This is a genomic window from Actinosynnema sp. NPDC023794 (genome assembly GCF_040639675.1).
In the GTDB taxonomy this organism is placed as follows: Bacteria; Actinomycetota; Actinomycetes; order Mycobacteriales; family Pseudonocardiaceae; genus Actinosynnema; species Actinosynnema luteola.
Map to the genome: position 1 here is coordinate 19,899 of NZ_JBFAFR010000007.1, position 15,223 is coordinate 35,121.

11 protein-coding genes and 1 pseudogene are annotated in these 15,223 nt (G+C 73.3%); 11 read left to right on the forward strand and 1 reads right to left on the reverse strand.

Going from position 1 to position 15,223, the window contains the following annotated elements; translation table 11 throughout:
• The first annotated feature begins 14 nt into the window (after positions 1-14).
• The 5 genes and pseudogenes from AB0H12_RS17465 (at position 15) to AB0H12_RS17485 (ending at position 3,580) form a co-directional block, all read left to right on the forward strand.
• Positions 15-1,520 (forward strand): sugar ABC transporter ATP-binding protein, encoded by a 1,506-nt coding sequence (locus tag AB0H12_RS17465; protein WP_499623843.1) that lies wholly within the window; start codon positions 15-17, stop codon positions 1,518-1,520.
• Positions 1,513-2,559, forward strand: a complete 1,047-nt coding sequence (locus AB0H12_RS17470; protein ID WP_499623844.1) for an ABC transporter permease — start codon at positions 1,513-1,515, stop codon at positions 2,557-2,559. Before AB0H12_RS17465 ends, AB0H12_RS17470 begins: the two co-directional genes overlap by 8 nt.
• A 204-nt stretch (positions 2,560-2,763) precedes the next feature.
• Positions 2,764-3,117 (forward strand): hypothetical protein, encoded by a 354-nt coding sequence (locus AB0H12_RS17475; RefSeq protein ID WP_499623845.1) that lies wholly within the window; start codon positions 2,764-2,766, stop codon positions 3,115-3,117.
• A pseudogene (locus AB0H12_RS17480) lies at positions 3,117-3,224 on the forward strand (lipase family protein); the annotation flags it as partial. The gene AB0H12_RS17475 and the pseudogene AB0H12_RS17480, both read left to right, overlap by 1 nt.
• A 119-nt stretch (positions 3,225-3,343) precedes the next feature.
• The gene (locus tag AB0H12_RS17485; RefSeq protein WP_499624125.1) at positions 3,344-3,580 is read left to right on the forward strand and encodes a hypothetical protein; all 237 of its coding nucleotides are present in this window, start codon (positions 3,344-3,346) and stop codon (positions 3,578-3,580) included.
• 252 nt (positions 3,581-3,832) lie between these two features.
• On the opposite strand, the gene AB0H12_RS17490 is transcribed toward AB0H12_RS17485, so the two are convergent.
• Positions 3,833-4,789: a zinc-binding dehydrogenase gene (locus AB0H12_RS17490; protein WP_499623846.1), complete on the reverse strand. Its 957-nt coding sequence runs from the start codon at positions 4,787-4,789 to the stop codon at positions 3,833-3,835.
• Between the two features lie 65 nt (positions 4,790-4,854).
• Between AB0H12_RS17490 and AB0H12_RS17495 the strand changes: the two genes are divergently transcribed.
• The 6 genes from AB0H12_RS17495 (at position 4,855) to AB0H12_RS17520 (ending at position 15,218) form a co-directional block, all read left to right on the forward strand.
• Positions 4,855-5,493 (forward strand): TetR/AcrR family transcriptional regulator C-terminal domain-containing protein, encoded by a 639-nt coding sequence (locus AB0H12_RS17495; protein ID WP_499623847.1) that lies wholly within the window; start codon positions 4,855-4,857, stop codon positions 5,491-5,493.
• Between the two features lie 96 nt (positions 5,494-5,589).
• The gene (locus tag AB0H12_RS17500; RefSeq protein ID WP_499623848.1) at positions 5,590-9,036 is read left to right on the forward strand and encodes a DUF4132 domain-containing protein; all 3,447 of its coding nucleotides are present in this window, start codon (positions 5,590-5,592) and stop codon (positions 9,034-9,036) included.
• Positions 9,033-10,103 (forward strand): ATP-binding protein, encoded by a 1,071-nt coding sequence (locus tag AB0H12_RS17505; protein ID WP_499623849.1) that lies wholly within the window; start codon positions 9,033-9,035, stop codon positions 10,101-10,103. Before AB0H12_RS17500 ends, AB0H12_RS17505 begins: the two co-directional genes overlap by 4 nt.
• Complete coding sequence (locus tag AB0H12_RS17510; protein ID WP_499623850.1) at positions 10,103-12,316, forward strand: DUF5682 family protein; 2,214 nt, start codon at positions 10,103-10,105, stop codon at positions 12,314-12,316. Before AB0H12_RS17505 ends, AB0H12_RS17510 begins: the two co-directional genes overlap by 1 nt.
• On the forward strand, positions 12,313-13,416 hold the full coding sequence (locus AB0H12_RS17515) for a VWA domain-containing protein (protein ID WP_499623851.1): 1,104 nt from the start codon (positions 12,313-12,315) through the stop codon (positions 13,414-13,416). The genes AB0H12_RS17510 and AB0H12_RS17515 overlap by 4 nt, the downstream gene beginning before the upstream one ends.
• Complete coding sequence (locus AB0H12_RS17520; protein WP_499623852.1) at positions 13,413-15,218, forward strand: YehQ family protein; 1,806 nt, start codon at positions 13,413-13,415, stop codon at positions 15,216-15,218. The genes AB0H12_RS17515 and AB0H12_RS17520 overlap by 4 nt, the downstream gene beginning before the upstream one ends.
• The last annotated feature ends 5 nt before the right edge of the window (positions 15,219-15,223 follow it).

Below are 15,223 nucleotides of genomic sequence, written 5' to 3' on the forward strand. Positions count from 1 at the left end.
GGGCGAGACGCGAGATGGCTGTGACCGCACCCGTCGCCGAGGCTACGGGGATCACGAAGCGATTCGGGTCGACGGTGGCCCTGCACGAGGCCGCCATCAGGATCGAAGCCGGACAGACCCACGCCCTGGTCGGGCGCAACGGAGCGGGCAAGTCGACGCTGGTGTCCATCCTCACCGGGCTCCAGGCCCCGGACGAGGGCGAGGTGCGGTTCGGCGGCGGACCCGCACCGCGGCTCGCCGACCGCGACGCCTGGCGGCAGCGGGTGGCGTGCGTCTACCAGAAGTCCACGATCATCCCCGAGCTGACCGTCGCCGAGAACCTCTTCCTCAACCGGCACGACCACGGCCGCGGCGGGCTGATCAGCTGGAAGACCGTGCACGGCAGGGCACGGGAGCTGCTGGACACCTGGTCGGTCGACGTCGACGCGCGCACCCCCGCCCGGGAGCTCGACGTCGAACAGCGGCAGTTCGTGGAGATCGCCAGGGCGCTGTCGTTCGGAGCCCGCTTCATCATCCTCGACGAGCCCACCGCCCAACTCGACGGGGCCGCCATCAGCAGGCTGTTCACCCGGATCGCCGACCTCCAGCGACAGGGCGTGACCTTCCTGTTCATCAGCCACCACCTCCAGGAGGTCTACGAGATCTGCGACGTGGTTACGGTGTTCCGCGACGCCAGGCACATCCTCACCGCGGCGGTCGACGAACTGCCCCGCGCCGAGCTGGTCGCCGCGATGACCGGCGAGGTCGCGGGTGAAGCGCGCGGCGGGCGCCGCGGCCCGTCACCGGACGCCGCGGACGTGCTCGTGGTGGACGGCGCGTCACTGCCCGGCGCGTACGAGGACGTGTCGTTCCGCATCCGCGCCGGCGAGATCGTCGGTCTCGCCGGCGCGGCGAGCAGCGGCCGCATCGAGATCGCCGAAACGGTCGTCGGGTTGCGGGCCGCGGTGAGCGGCGCCGTGGAGATCGCGGGTTCCCGGCCGCGACCGGGCAGCGTGCCCGCCGCGCTGAGGGCCGGCGCCGGTTTCGTCCCGCAGGACCGGCACCACCAAGGTCTCGTGCCGCAGATGTCCGTCGCGGACAACGGGACCCTGACCATCCCGGACCGGCTCGGACGCGGCGGGTTCATCGACGGCCGCCGCCGTGACCGCTTCGCCACGACCATGATCGAGAAGCTGGCGATCAAGACACCCGGACCGGAGCTGCCGGTCTCCGGCCTGTCCGGCGGCAACCAGCAGAAGGTCGTCATGGCGCGAGCCCTGGCCAACGACCCGGAACTGCTGGTGCTGATCAACCCGACCGCCGGCGTCGACGTGCGGTCCAAGGAGTTCCTCCTCGGCAAGGTCGAGGAGATCGCCGAGTCCGGCACCGGCGTGCTCATCGCCTCCGACGAGCTCGACGACCTGCGCCTGTGCGACCGGGTCCTGGTGGTGTTCCAGGGCCGCGTGGTCGCCGAGACCGCCGGTGGCTGGCACGACCACCAGCTCGTGGCCGCGATGGAAGGAATGAACCTCGATGCCTGAGAGCAAGACCGCCGCGGTCACCGGGAAGGGCCCGACCGGCGGGGAGGACCCGTCCGCCCGGCCCGCGGGCAGGCGGCGGATCGCCTTCGCCCGCCTGCGCGACCTGGCGCTCATCCCCGCCATCATCGCGATCGCCGTCGTCGGCCAACTGGTCAGCCCGGTGTTCCTGCAACCCGACAACCTGATCAACATCCTGCAGACCATGTCGGAGATCGCCGTCCTGGTCCTGGCCCAGACCCTGGTCCTGATCGTCAAGAAGATGGACCTCTCCCTGGAGTCCACCGTCGGCCTCGCACCCGGCGTCGCCGCGTGGCTCACCGTGCCCGTCGGCGCCGGTCACGGCCTGGGCCTGCTGCCGGGCGGCTGGTCGGTGCCCATCACGCTGGCCGTCGGCGTCCTGGTCGGCGTGGTCAACGCGCTGTTCATCATCCGGTTCGGGCTCAACGGCTTCATCGTGACGCTCGGCATGCTCATCGTGCTCCGCGGCATCCTCACCGGCATCTCCGGCGGCCAGACCTTCTTCCGCCTCCCCGAGTCCATGCTCTACCTCGGCACCACGCAGTGGTTCGGCGTGCCCGTGTCGGTGTGGCTGTGCCTGGTCCTGTTCGCCGTCGGCATCGTGGTCCTCGGCTTCACCAGCTTCGGCCGATCCCTCTACGCGATCGGCGGCAACGTCGACGCGGCCAAGGCCGCCGGCATCCGCACCGACCGCGTGCTCTGGATCGTCATCGTCACCGCCAGCCTGCTCGCCGCCCTCGGCGGCCTGCTGCTCTCCGGCCGACTGGCCTCGGTCGCCTCGGCGCAGGGCAACGGCTACATCTTCACCGTCTTCGCCGCCGCCGTCATCGGCGGCATCAGCCTCAACGGCGGCAAGGGCACCGTGTTCGGCGCCTTCACCGGCATCCTCCTGCTGTTCATGATCCAGAACGTGCTCACCCTCGGCGGCGTCCCCGCGCAGTGGATCGGCGCCCTCAACGGCGCCATCATCCTCATCGCCCTGGCGCTCTCCCGCGTGACCGGGGGCAAGGCACAAGATTAGGCCCGACCTGAACGAGCCGACGCCTGGTACCGGCCCGGTGACGGCGACGTCGGGGGGAGTTGTGGCCAGGACAGGTGAGAGGACGCCCCGGTGGGGTGAAGGGCCGGGGGTCCGGTGGTGGGAGGGGCGGCGGCGCAGGTAGGCATGGAGCGCGGGCGGGGTCATGGCCGCCATGCGACAGCTTGTCTTCGTGAGGAGGGGCCGATGTCCGCGCCGACGCTGAACCACCGGGCCACCGGGTACGACGCCCGCCAGGCGTACTGCATGGCCAAGGCCGCCGAGCTGGCCTACCAGGACCGCGAACGGATCGAGGCCACGGCGGCGGAGTGGGGGTTCGACCGGGTCCACCACCACCACTCGACGTTCTCCCCGCCGTTCGCGATCAGCGACACCCAGGCGTACACGATGGCCAGTCCGACGATGCTCGTGACCGCGTTCCGCGGCACCGAGCCGGCGCAGCTGCGCGACTGGCTGTCGGACACGACCACGCCACCGTGGCCCGGCCAGGCGCGCACCGGACTGGCCACTACGGATTCGCCGAGGCGCTGCGGGCGGTGATGCCGTCCGTGCTCGCGGCGGTCGAGGAGCTGCGCGACGACGAGCAGACGGTGTGGTTCACCGGGCACAGCCTGGGCGGCGGCCTGGCGGTGCTGGCCGCGGCCTGGCTGCACTTCGAGGACCCGCGGCTCTCGGCCCAGGGCGTCTACACCTTCGGACAGCCCCGACCTGCGACCGGGCCCTGGCCGGCGCCCACGACCAGGCCCTGGCCGGACGCACGTTCCGGGTGGTCAACAACAACGACGTCGTCGCGCAGGTCCCGCCGGAGCCGGTGTTCCACCACGTCGCGGCCCTGCGCTACATCGACTCCTCCGGCCGGGTCCGCGAGTCCACTCCCGTGGTGTCCAACCTGCGCGACCGCGGCAAAGGCCTCGCCGCCGACCCGTTCGCGCCGGCCGGTGACGGGATGCGGGACCACCTCATGAAGGCGTACGTGGCCGCCTTGGAGAAGAACCTGCCCTGACCGGCCGCGGGTCACCCGGACAACGCTGCCGGCCGGTGGGTGAGCAGGCCGGCCACGGCGCGCACACCGTGGCCGATCGCCCGCTCGTCGGCGGCGGGGTCGGGGGCTCCTCGGCCGGCTGGAAGGCGAACACCAGCCGGCCGCGGCACCGTCGAGCACCGCGAGGGCCCCGTGCCCGCCGACGCCGGTCGTCACCTCCAGCCCGGCCGCGCGCAGCTGCTCGGCGACCAGCCCGGCCGATCGACCCGCGGCTCAATCCGGCACGACGACCGCCCGGCTGCGCCCGCTGTGGGCCCACGCCTCATCGACCCGGCTCAGCGGGTACGCGGTGTAGGGCACGTGCAGGGAACCGTCGGCGAACCGGGCCATGACCTCGGGCGCCTTGGCGAGCATCTCCTCGACCGACACCGAGCCGGCCCCGCTCCCGCTGATCCGGATCCGCCGACTGCGCAGCAGTTCCGCGGGCAGCGACGCCTCCAGGCCCGCGAGCGAGCCGATCTGCACGTAGGCCGTGCCCGCTCCGCTGTCCTCGCCGCCCCGACCCAGCACGGCGAACGCGGCCTCGGCGATCGGGCCCCACAGGTAGTCCAGCACGAGACCGGGCCGCGCCTCGGCGACGGCGCCGGCCAGGGCGTTCTCCAGGGCGTCGGGCCCGTCCTGGGCCAGCGACACGGTTGTCGCACCCAGACCGCGCAACCGCTCCAGCGCCTCCGGGTCGCGCCCGGCGGCGACGACCCGTTCCGCCCCGAGCGCCAACGCGCCCTGCACCGCCAGGCTGCCCGACATCCCCGTCGCGCCCAGCACCAGCACGGCGCCCAGCGCCCCCACTTCCGCGCGCCGCGCGGTGAGGACCATCCAGCCCGACAGGCCGGGGTTCATGCCCGCGGCGATCGCGAGCGGATCCGCCCCCGCCGGCACCTCCGCCTGGAACGGGGCGGTCAGCCGTTCGGCCATCGTCCCGAACGGCGGACGCGCGTAACCGGTGTAGACCAGGCGCCCGTCGCCGGTGCGGGCGACCGCGTCGATCCCCGGCACCAGCGGGTACGCCATCCGGCCGCCGTAGTGCCGCCCGGAGGCCAACCCGCGCACGACGTTGTGCAGGCCCGCTCCGACCAGGTGCAGCGGCTCGCGACCGGGCGGGACGGTCGGCTCGGGGACGTCACCGCAGACCGGTGGCGCATCGGGACCGGTGACGAGTGCAGCACGCATCGACATCTCCTTAACTAAGTTAAACCGTGCTCCCAGCGTCCCTGAACGTCGTTAAGGTGTCAACCATGACCAAGGGCATCACCCGGGAGCGGATCGTGACGGCGGCGCTCGAACTCCTCGACGACAAGGGCATGGACGGCCTCACCGTCCGCGCGCTCGCCACCCGGCTCGACGTCCGCGCACCCGCCCTGTACTGGCATGTGCGCAACAAGCAGGAACTGCTCGACGAGATGGCCACCGAGGTCATGCGCCGGGTCACCGGCGTCCTCGCGGCGCTACCGCCCGGCGACGGCTGGCGCGAGGACCTCGCCGCCTACGCCCACGTCCTGCGCTCGGAGTACCTGCTCCACCGCGACGGGGCCCGCACGTTCAGCGGCACGCGGCTCACCGACCCCGACGTGGTCCGCATGAAGGAGCCGTGGTTCGAGCGCTGGACCGCGTTCGGCTTGACGCCCGCCGACGCCGACGACGCCATCGACCTGGTCACCGCGTTCGTCGTCGGCTCCGTCATCGAGGAGCAGGAACGACGCCAGGCCGCCGAGACCGATCCGACGCGGTACTCGGTCGCCGAGCGCGAGGCCTGGCTGGGCGAAGGCGTGTCGCTGGTCAAGGAGGCCGGACACCTCCACGACGACGGCGACCAGCGGTTCGAGCGGCACCTCGGCATCGTGCTGGACGGCCTCGCCGCCCGACTGGGCGGTTGATCCGGGCCTGACCGGCGGACTCCGTGCGACGAATTGTCGGACCCCGTGCGTACAGTCCGTGGACATCGTTTCCGGTGGGTTTCGGGGGATCTCGTGGTGCGCAGGTGGGAGCTCGTCGGCGGCGGGTCGGCGAAGTTCTGGGAGGTCGACCAGGGCGGCGTCCGGGTGACCGTCCGATTCGGACGGCTGGGCACGGCGGGGCAGACCCAGACCAAGGAGCTGGCGTCGGAGGCGGCGGCGCTGGCCCACGTCGCGAAGCTGGTGGCCGAGAAGGAGAAGAAGGGCTACGTGGGCGTCGCCTCCCCCGGGACTCCCGAGGCCGCACCTGCACCGGTCGCCACCGCGGTGGTGGAGGGTCCTCCGCTCGACGAGGACGCCTGGGTGATGCCTCCGGAGTGGCTGCGCAAGGCGATGCGCCGCCGGGACGTCACTCCGCTGCCGGAGTTCGCGGTGGACTCCGCGCTGGCGCAGAAGGTGCACGACCGGATCACCGCGTGCGGCGAGGCGATCGCCGAGGTGCTGGCCCACCCGGCGTCGAACACCGACCTGGTGCGGGCGCTGCGCGACCACCTCGACGGCGAGCTCGATCCGATGGGCGCCGCGGTGCTCGCCAAGGTGGCCGGCACGGACGACTCCCCGGTGCACTGGTGGATCGAGGGGTTCGGTCTGCCGTTCGCCGCGGCGGCGGCCGTGCACCACTCGACGGTGCACGTCCACCAGCAGAAGGACGGCAGCGGCCGCTCCCTGTTCTGGTACCCGGTGCGCCACTACGGTGACGACACCGCCAAGGGGCGTGAGCTGATCGAGGTCCGGACCGCGTTGGCGGTCGCGGACCGGACGACGTACGACGCGGCGGTGGCGGAGCTGGAGAAGGTCGGCGGCAGCCCGTTCAGCCAGACGGCGCGGGCCTTCCTCGCGCCGACCCGGCACGACTGGTTCGACGAGGCGAACGCCGCCGAGTACGCGCCGTTCTGGATGGTGGTGTGCGCGGCGAGCACGCTGGAGCAGCTGGGCGACCTGCGGGTCGGTCCCTTCATCTGGTCACCGGTCGGGCTGTTCACGGCGCTGCACGTGCACGGGCCCGCGCTCGCACCGCTGCTGGACGCGAACCTGCGCGCCAAGGTCGAGTTGGACTCGGACTGCCGCAAGCGGGCGCTGGACGCGCTGGCGGCGCTGCCGTCCGACGAGGCGTTCCTCCTGCTGCTCAACCGGCTGCGGGAGCGGCACGCGCGGCCGGCGCTGCTGTCGGCGATGGCGGCGTTCCCGTCGCGGGCGGCCCGGCTGCTGGCGTCCCGCGCCGCCGGCGACGCGGACGCGCGCGACCTGCTGCGCCATCACCTGCTGACCCATCCGGACCTCCACCTGCCGGACGGGGTGACGCGGCCCGTGACGGTGCCGGACGCGCCCGCCGACGCACTGCCGCGGGTGCTGGCCCGGTCGCCGTGGGAGCACCGCCGCCCGCAGCCCGCACCCGTGGTGCTGGCGGACGTCCCGGTCCCCGCCGCCCACCTGGCGTGGCTGCCGGGCGAGCGCGAGGAGTGGCTCGAGCTGAAGGGCCGGTGGACCAGCGACCGCGACGACTGGGACAAGGCCGCGGCCGGACTCCGCGCCGGGAGGTACTTCGGCCACGACCTCTTCGAGATGGGCCCGGAGGAACTCGTGCGCCCGCTGCTCGCCGACTGGGAGCCCAACGGCACCTGGGAGAGCGAGCTCTGGGGCAGGCGCATCGCGGCCCGGTTCGAGCTGGACGCCCTGCCCGCGATGACGCGGCTGGTGGCGGGCAACCCGCAGGTGTGCGGTGACCTGCTGCTCCCGTACGCCACCACCGAGGTCGCGGAGTTGATGGCGGACTGGTTGGCACGCCTCAAGACCGCCCGCGCGCACGCCGTCTCGTGGTTGTCCCGGCACCGCGAGGCCGCCGCCCGCCTCCTGCTGCCGCCGGCGCTGGGCGTGGCGGGCCGCGCGCGCCGCAACGCCGAGTCCGCGCTGCGCCACCTCTACCTGGAGACCGGTGTGGACGTCATCGCCGTCGGCGCCTCCGTCTCCGCCGAGGTGGGCGCGGCGGTCGGCGCGCTGATCGAGGTCGACCCGCTCGACGTGCTGCCGACCAAGCTCCCGGTGATCGGCGACTGGGCCGATCCCCGCCTGCTCCCCCGGGTGCTGCTGGCCGACGGCTCCGGCGCGTTGTCCGACCGGGCCGCCGCGAACCTCCTGATGACCGCGGCGCTGTCCAAGCAGGACGCCGTGTACCCCGGTCTGCCGCTCGCCGTCGAAGCGTGTGACCGCGCGTCGCTCGCGGAGTTCGCCTGGGCCCTCTTCGGCAGCTGGCAGGACGTCGGGGCGCCGGCGAAGGGCGGCTGGGCCTTCACCGCCCTCGGCTGGTTCGGCGACGACGAGACGGTGCGCCGGCTGGCGCCGCTGATCCGCGCCTGGCCCGGCGAGAGCCAGCACGCCCGCGCCGTGGCGGGCCTCGACGTGCTCGCCGAGATCGGCAGCGAGGTGGCCCTCACCCACCTGAACGGCATCGCGGAGAGGGTCAAGTTCAAGGGCCTCAAGACCCGCGCCCAGGAGAAGGTGTCCGACATCGCCGCCGCCCTCGGCCTGAGCCGCGACCAGCTGTCCGACCGCCTCGTCCCCCGCCTCGGCCTCGACGACGAGGCGACGTCGGTGATCGACTACGGCCCGCGCCGGTTCACCGTCGGCTTCGACGAGCAGCTCAAGCCCTACGTCCTCGACGGGGACGGCAAGCGCCGCAAGGACCTGCCCAAGCCCGGCGCGAAGGACGACCCGCAACTCGCGCCGCTGGAGCACAAGCGGTTCGCGGCGTTGAAGAAGGACGTCCGCACGATCGCGTCGGACCAGATCCACCGCCTGGAACGAGCGATGGTCGACCAGCGCACCTGGACCGCCGAGGAGTTCCGGACGGTGCTCGCCGCGCACCCGCTGCTGTGGCACCTGGTCCGCCGCCTGGTGTGGATCACCGACGGTGGCGCCTCGTTCCGCCTGGCCGAGGACCGCACGCTCGCCGACCCGGCGGACGACGGGTTCACGCTGCCCGACGACGCCGTCGTCCGCGTCGCGCACGCGGTCGACCTCCGGGACACGGCGGCGGCGTGGGGCGAGGTGTTCGCCGACTACGAGATCCTCCAGCCGTTCCCGCAGCTGGGCCGCCCGATCCACCTGCTGGAGTCGACCGACGAGCTCCTCCCCCGGCTCAAGGAGTACTGCGCCACCCCGTACCCCATCGGCAAGGTCCTCGGTTTGACCAAGAAGGGCTGGGTCCGCGGCACGCCGCAGGACGCGGGCGTCGAGTGCTGGATCACCCGGCCGTTCCCGGGCGGCGGCGCCCTCGTCGCCTCGCTCGACCCCGGTATCGCGGTGGGCGCCGTGGACGTCTTCCCCGAGGTCGGTTTCAGCGACGTGTGGTTCTCGCCAAGCGGTCACGGCGACTGGTCCGCCCCTAGGAACGCGCCCGACACCCACGAGATCGACCCGATCACCCTCTCCGAACTGCTCTCGGAACTGGAGTCACTGCGGTCATGACCGGCACCAGGACGACGCAGCGCCCTCCGGCCGAGGTCCGCTTCGCCGACGAGCTCGCACGTCTTCGCGACGCCGACACCGCGCCCAGGCCGCCGGGCTGGGTGGTGAGCCTCGCCGCCGCGCGCCGGTTCGTGGTGGGCGACGAAGAGCAGGGCATCACCAAGAAGTTCGTGGGCGATCCGTCCCTGGTGGACAGAGCGCTCGTCACGCTGGCCACCAGCCGCGGCCTGATGCTCGTCGGCGAGCCGGGCACGGCGAAGTCGCTGCTGTCCGAGCTGATCGCGGCGGCGGTCTGCGGTGAGTCGACGCTGACGATCCAGGGCGGCGCGGCCACCACCGAGGACCAGATCAAGTACTCCTGGAACTACGCGCTGCTGGTGGCCGAGGGGCCGTCGCCGCGCTCGCTCGTGCCGGCGCCGGTGCTGCGGGGCATGGCCGAGGGCAAGGTCGTGCGGTTCGAGGAGATCACCCGCTGCCCGCTGGAGGTGCAGGACTGCCTGCTGTCGCTGCTGTCCGACCGCGTGATGGCGATCGGCGAGCTGGACGGCCCGGACGGCATGGTGTTCGCGCAGGACGGGTTCAACGTGATCGCCACGGCGAACACGCGGGACCGGGGTGTCAACGAGATGAGCACGGCGCTGAAGCGGCGGTTCAACTTCGAGACGGTGTTCCCGATCCCCGACTTCGACACCGAGCTCGCGCTGGTCGAGCGGGAGGCGGCGAAGCTGCTGGAGAAGTCGGGGGTGGAGCTCGCGCCGAAGCGGGACGTGCTGGAGGTCCTCGTGCGCACGTTCCGCGACCTGCGCGACGGCGGCGACCGGCTCACGTCCGTGATGAGCACGGCCGAGGCGGTGTCGGTGGCGCACGCGGTGGGGGTGCGGGGCTGGTTCCTGCGCGGTGAGGCGGGTTCGGCCGCGGACGTCGTCGAGTGCCTGGCGGGCACGGCGGCCAAGGACAACCCGGAGGACCTGGCGCGGCTGCGGCGGTACCTGGAGCAGCACGCTCCCCGGCACCAGGGCGAGCAGTGGCAGGAGCTGCACCGGGCACGTCACCTGCTCCCCGGCTGATGGGGGCCGCGTTCGTCGGCGTCCGGCACCACAGTCCCGCCTGTGCCCGCCTGGTCGCCGCCACCATCCAGGAGCAGCGGCCCGCGTACGTGCTGGTCGAAGGCCCTGCCGACGTCAACGACCGCATCGACGAGCTGCTGCTGGGGCACGAGCTGCCCGTCGCGCTGTTCAGCTATTCCGACGAGCACGCGTCGTGGACGCCGTTCTGCGACTACTCGCCGGAGTGGGTGGCGATCACCGAAGCGCGCCGCTGCGGTGCGCGGGTCAGGTTCATCGACCTGCCCGCGTGGCACGAGGCGTTCCACGACGTCGGCAACCGGTACGCCGACGCGGAGCTGCGGTACGCCGAGGCCGTCGAGCGGTTGTGCCGTGAGTTCGCGGTCGACAACGTGGACGTGCTGTGGGATCACCTGTTCGAGTGCGAGGCCGAGCCGAAGGGCATGGCCGAGTACTTCGACCTGCTCCGCGGCACGGCCGGCGCGGACGAGCGCGACTCGGCGCGCGAGGAGTACATGGCGCGCTGGGTACGGGCGGCGGTGGCGGACGCGGGGGACGAGCCCGTCGTCGTGGTCACCGGCGGCTTCCACACGGCCGCCCTCAGGGCCAAGCTCGCCGGCGACGCCGAGTGGCCGGAGGTGCCGGAGCGGGAGAGGGGCGCCAGCTACCTCGTCCCGTACTCGCACGCGCGCCTGGACGCGTTCACCGGCTACCAGTCGGGCATGCCGTCGCCCGGCTACTACCAGCAGGTGTGGGAGAACGGGGCGGGCCGCGCGGCGGACTGGCTCGTCGAGTCGGTGGCCACGCGGTTGCGCCGCAAGAAGCAGCCGGTGTCGACGGCGGACCTCATCGCGGCGCGCACCCAGGCCGGAGCGCTGGCCCGGTTGCGCGGGCACGAGAACCCGACGCGCACCGACGTGCTGGACGGGCTGACCAGCGCGTTGATCTCCGAGGACCTGACGCAGCCGCCTCCGTGGACGCGGCGCGGCACGCTGTGGCCCGGCGCGCACCCGGCGCTGGTCGAGGTGGTCGAGGCGCTGCGGGGGGACAAGGTCGGGCGGCTGCACCCGGACACGCCCGCACCGCCCCTGGTCAACGCGGTGCAGGAGCTGCTGCGGACTCACGGTCTCGACCACGAGGGTGAGGTCGTGCTCGACCTCACCGACACCGAAGCCCTGGGGCGGAGCAGGATCCTGCACCGCCTGCGGGTGCTGCGGATTCCCGGGTTCGAGCGCACCAGCGGGCCGTCGGCGGGCGCCGCGCCGCAGCTGGACGAGAGGTGGGCGCTCAGACCGGTCGAGGAGCGGCTGACGGCGTTGATCGAGGCCGCCGAGAACGGCGCCACGCTGGAGGAAGCGGCGGGGGTGGCGCTGGAACGCCGGTCGCGGCACGCCGGGCCGGCGCACCTGGCCGGGGTCCTCTTCGACGCGGTGCTGTGCGGGATCTCGGCGTTGTCGGACCGCGTCAAGCAAGCGCTCGACGCGGGCGTCCGGGAGACGGGCGATCTCGCGACGCTGGGTGACGTGCTGAGCGGAGTTATCGGGTTGTGGCGGCACGACCGGGTGTTCGGCGCCAAGGACGACCCGTTGCTGGGCGCGGTGATCGACACGGCCACGACCAGGGTGCTGTGGCTGATCGAGGGCCTGCACGGCGGACCGGCGCCGGCCGATCCGCACCGCCTCAGGGCGATGGCGGCGACCAGGGACGCGGTGCTGCACGCCAAGGCCGCGCTGTCACTGGACGCGGCGGACGTCACGGGTGTGGCGACGCGGGTGAGCGACGACGTGCAGGCGCCGCCGGACCTGCGTGGCGCGGCACTCGGTCTCGCCTGGGCGCTCGGCGCCAAGCCGGACGTGCGGGAGGTGCGCCGCATCGAGGCGCTCGGCGACTGGCTGGCCGGGTTGTTCGCGGTCGCCCGGGAAGAGGTGCTGGGGAGCCCGGACCTGGTCGGGGTGCTCGACGAGCTGGTCAGCGCGATGACGGAGGAGGAGTTCCTGGTGGCGCTGCCCGCGTTGCGGCTCGCCTTCGGCTACTTCCCGCCCCGGGAGCGGGAGGCCATCGCGGCCACCGTGCTCGCCCATCGCGGTGTCGTGGGCAGTGCCGGGGGCAGTGCCGGGGGCATCACGCGCCTGCGGGCCGACCCGATGGTCGTGGCCGAGGCGAGGGCGGTGGAGGAGCGCGTGGACGCGTTGCTGGCGAAGGGCGGCCTGGCATGACGGACCTGGAACGCTGGCGGTTGATCCTCGGCGAACCCGCGTCACGCCGCACCGGCGGGTTGCACGGCGAGGGCGCGCGCAGGGACAAGGCGCTGGAGTGGCTCTACGGGCGTGATCCCGACCTCGCCGAACGCGGGGTGCGCAAGGGCGGCGACGGCGACTCGGTGGTGCAGGCCGTCGACTGGCTCGAGGAGGTGCACCGCCTGTTCCCCAAGGAGACGATCGAACGCCTGGAGCGCGACGCGGTCGACCGGTACGAGATCACCGACATCGTGACCGATCCCGACGTGCTGCGCCGGGTCGAGCCGAACCCGGCGTTGCTGCGCGCGGTGCTGCGGACCAAGCACCTGATGGACCCGGCCGTGCTCGCGATGGCGCGCAAGATCGTCGAGGCGGTGGTCAGGCAGCTGATGGAGAAGCTGAAGACCGAGGTGCGCACGGCGTTCAGCGGCACGAGGTCGCGCCGGTCGAGCATCCACCGGAACTCCCGCAACTTCGACTTCCGCGCCACGATCAGGGCGAACCTGCGGCGCTACCGGCCCGACGAGCGCAAGCTCGCGATCGAGCACCCGAAGTTCGCCTCGCGCGCCAAGCGGCACCTGGAGCAGTGGCAGCTGATCCTGCTCGTGGACCAGTCGGCGTCGATGACCGGCTCGGTGATCCACTCGGCGGTCACCGCGTCCTGCCTGTGGGGGCTGCCGGGGATCAGGACGCACCTCGTCGCCTTCGACACCACCGTGGTCGACCTGACCTCGGACGTGACGGACCCGGTCGAGCTGCTGATGAAGGTGCAGCTGGGCGGCGGCACGCACATCGCCGAGGCCGTGGCGTACGGGGCGGAGCTGATCGACGCCCCGCGCCGGTCGATCGTGGTGGTCATCAGCGACTTCTACGAGGGCGGCAGCGAGTCGCACCTCGTCCGCGCGGTGGGGGACCTGTGCGAGCAGGGCACCCACGTGCTGTGCCTGGCCGCGCTGGACGACGAGGCGAACCCGGACTACGACCGCGGGCTGGCCCAACGCCTCGCGAACGTCGGCGCCCACGTCGGCGCGATGACCCCGGGCCGGCTGGCGGAGTTCGTCGCGGAGAAGATCGGATGACCAGACCCGACCTGATGGCGCTGACCCCGGACGCGCTCGCGGCGCTGGCCAACCGCGGTCTGGTGAAACGTGCCGCCAAGGAACTGGACGCGGGCGTCGTCCCGGCGCTCGACACCGACCCGGCCGGCGCCGTGCGGGGCGAGTTCCCGGACGGCACCACGACCACGCTGCCGCCCGGCGCCGCGCTCGACGCGACCCGGTGCACCTGCAGCGCGACGGGCGTCTGCCGGCACCGCATCGCGGTCGTCCTGGCGTACCGACGCACTCAGGAGAGCAGCGCGCCCGCCGAGCTGTGGTCACCGGGCGCGGTGACCGACGACGACCTGGCGGCGTTGACGGGCGAACGCGCGCTGCGCCGCGCCCGCCGGGTCCTCCGGGCGGGCTACCGCGCCAAGCTGCGCCACCCCACCGCGGCCGACCGGACGGCGCAAGCGGAACTGCCCACCTGCACGGTGACGTTCCTCGTGCCCGGTGACCTGTCCTACGTCCACACGGACGCGGTCGACCGCGACGAGGCGACGGCGCTGGCGGTGTGGGCGTTCCGCGAGGCCGACGCGCGGGGCGCCGACACCGTCGACGTGGGTGGATCCCCCACCACCGCGGCGGACCTGACCTCGGTGGCGGACCTGCTCGACCAACTGCTGCTCGACGGCGCCGCGAACGCGAGCGAGGTGCTCGACGTGGCGTGGCGACGCCTGCACCGCGACCTGACGGCGCAGCGCCTGCACTGGCCGGCCGCGGTGATCGCCGACCTGCTCGCCCAGCTCGACGCGTACCGCCGGCGCAGCGCCGACTACGAGGCGGAACGGTTCGCCGCGCTGCTCACCGAACTGCACGCGCGGACGACCGCGAACGGTCCACGTGCCGAGGTCCTCGGTCCCGACGAACCCGCCGAGACGCCGCTGCGCAGGGTCCGGCTGACGGCGCTGGGCGCGCGACTGCGCTCCGAGTCCGCCGCCGACGTCTACTTCGCCTCGGGCGACGTGGTGCTGGTGCAGCACGGCACTCCCCTGCGCGCCGGGCAGCGCCTGGCCACGTCGAACGTGGTCTCGGAGTCGGCGACGCGCAGCGCGAGCCGCGCGGTGACGGTGAGGACCAACCGGGTCGCCAAGACCTCGCTCACCCCGGTCGGCACGGCCTGGGACGACCTGCCGAGGGCTCTGGTGGTCGACGACTACGCCGCTGCCGCGGGACGGCTGGCCGAGCTGCCGCCGCGGCAGGTCCGCGCGAGGGTCGAGGCGGAACTGGTCCGCGCGGTCCGCGTCGCCGAGGTGTCCGACCTGGCCTACGACCCGGCCGCACAACGCCTCACCGCCACGCTGCGCGACTCCGCCGGCGCCTCGTGCGTCCTGGAGGCCGCGCACCGCGCCGTGGCGCCGCGGTCGCTCGACGCCCTGGCGGCGGCGTTGCGCGCCGTCCCGACGACGATCACCGGCTCCGTCCGCCGCCACCGCGGCACGCTGGTCGTCGACCCGCTGGCCGTCCGCACCCGGGCCGGCGTGGTCGTCCCGGACCTGGCGACGGACACGACACCGCAGCCATTGCCGCCGGGCGTCACGACGGCGGATCCGTTGAGCGCGAGCGTGGACGACGCGCTGACCGCATTGGCCGACGCCTCGCACCGAGGCCTGGACCACCTGACCGACAGCCTGCTCGCCCGCGTGCGCGAGGCCGGCGCCCACCTGCACGGCACGGGCCTGCGCGCGGCGGCGGACCTCGTCACGGCGTTCGCCGACACCCCGTCCGCGACCACCTGGCTCAGCGCCCACCTCAGGCTGCTGGTCACGGCCGATGCTCGCTGACGCGC

Excerpts from the sequence above, each read along its gene's own strand:
- AB0H12_RS17465 (WP_499623843.1), top strand. The coding sequence starts at position 15 with ATGGCTGTGACCGCACCCGTCGCCGAGGCTACGGGGATCACGAAGCGA.
- AB0H12_RS17470 (WP_499623844.1), top strand. The coding sequence starts at position 1,513 with ATGCCTGAGAGCAAGACCGCCGCGGTCACCGGGAAGGGCCCGACCGGC.
- AB0H12_RS17475 (WP_499623845.1), top strand. The coding sequence starts at position 2,764 with ATGTCCGCGCCGACGCTGAACCACCGGGCCACCGGGTACGACGCCCGC.
- AB0H12_RS17490 (WP_499623846.1), bottom strand. The coding sequence starts at position 4,789 with ATGCGTGCTGCACTCGTCACCGGTCCCGATGCGCCACCGGTCTGCGGT.
- AB0H12_RS17495 (WP_499623847.1), top strand. The coding sequence starts at position 4,855 with ATGACCAAGGGCATCACCCGGGAGCGGATCGTGACGGCGGCGCTCGAA.
- AB0H12_RS17505 (WP_499623849.1), top strand. The coding sequence starts at position 9,033 with ATGACCGGCACCAGGACGACGCAGCGCCCTCCGGCCGAGGTCCGCTTC.
- AB0H12_RS17510 (WP_499623850.1), top strand. The coding sequence starts at position 10,103 with ATGGGGGCCGCGTTCGTCGGCGTCCGGCACCACAGTCCCGCCTGTGCC.
- AB0H12_RS17515 (WP_499623851.1), top strand. The coding sequence starts at position 12,313 with ATGACGGACCTGGAACGCTGGCGGTTGATCCTCGGCGAACCCGCGTCA.
- AB0H12_RS17520 (WP_499623852.1), top strand. The coding sequence starts at position 13,413 with ATGACCAGACCCGACCTGATGGCGCTGACCCCGGACGCGCTCGCGGCG.